We start from the raw sequence: 917 nt of genomic DNA, 5'->3' as shown, positions 1-917 counted from the left end.
TGTCGGCGATCCACGTCCGCTTCGGGCTGCAACCGGCGCTGCCCGCCGATATCGAGCGGCAGATCAAGGATGCCGACATGGGCGCGGCCTATCTCGAAGCGACTCATCTTGCGGGCTTCTCCGAGGCCGAGGCGAAGCGCCTGTTCGGCAGCGATCCCGGCTTGCCTGCGACAATGATCGACGACTATCTGACGCCATGGCCGGCGAGCAAGGCCGAGAAGCGGTTCCTGACGCGGTTCCAGAGCCTGCAGGCCTGATGTTCCAAGCTGCAGGCCGTCTTTCGTTGCCGTGCGCACGAGCCTATATTTTCCGAAAAACCGGGAATGCCATGATCCACGTTTGCTCGCTAGCCTTGCTTGCCGATACCGTAAGAACCACGGGCGCCAGCCATATCCTCACCGTGATGGCCAATGTCGATCAGGTGCAGCGTCCGCACTCGGTGCTCGAAGCCAATCACCTGAAGGTGTCGATGGACGACATCAGCGAGCCCGCGGATGGCTTCGTCGCGCCGAACGACGGCCATATCCTGCAGCTTCTCGCCTTCATCCGCGGCTGGGACCGCAAGGCGCCGCTGGTCGTGCATTGCTACGCCGGCATCAGCCGCTCGACCGCGAGCGCCTTCACCGCCGCCTGCGCGCTCAATCCGCATCGCGATGAAATCTCCATCGCACGGCAGATCCGCGCAGCCTCGCCGATCGCGCAGCCGAACCGCCTGATCGTGACGTTGGCGGACAAGGCGCTCGGCCGCGAGGGACGGATGTTGCGCGCGCTCGACGAGATGGGTCCCGGCAACATGGCGATCGAAGGCCGACCGTTCCGCGTCGATCTGGAATAGGGTTATGACGCTTTCGAGCAAGACACGTCCTCCGGACCGACCCGGGGATGGATACCGGTTCGCGTCAAGAAAACGCGTCAAA

1 protein-coding gene and 1 pseudogene are annotated in these 917 nt (G+C 63.7%); both read left to right on the top strand.

The window, feature by feature from the left end:
* Positions 1-257: pseudogene (locus BGN91_RS05065) on the top strand (hydrolase); the annotation flags it as partial.
* Between the two features lie 71 nt (positions 258-328).
* Positions 329-835, top strand: coding sequence for a protein-tyrosine phosphatase family protein (locus BGN91_RS05060; protein ID WP_292611097.1), 507 nt, complete (start codon positions 329-331; stop codon positions 833-835).
* Positions 836-917: the final 82 nt, after the last annotated feature.

The organism is Nitrobacter sp. 62-13 (assembly GCF_001896955.1).
Taxonomy (GTDB): domain Bacteria; phylum Pseudomonadota; class Alphaproteobacteria; order Rhizobiales; family Xanthobacteraceae; genus Nitrobacter.
This window is presented reverse-complemented; position numbering and strand designations above follow the sequence as displayed.

What these genes read in the sequence shown, in the direction of transcription:
- BGN91_RS05060 (WP_292611097.1), top strand. Translation starts at nt 329, where the DNA reads ATGATCCACGTTTGCTCGCTAGCCTTGCTTGCCGATACCGTAAGAACC.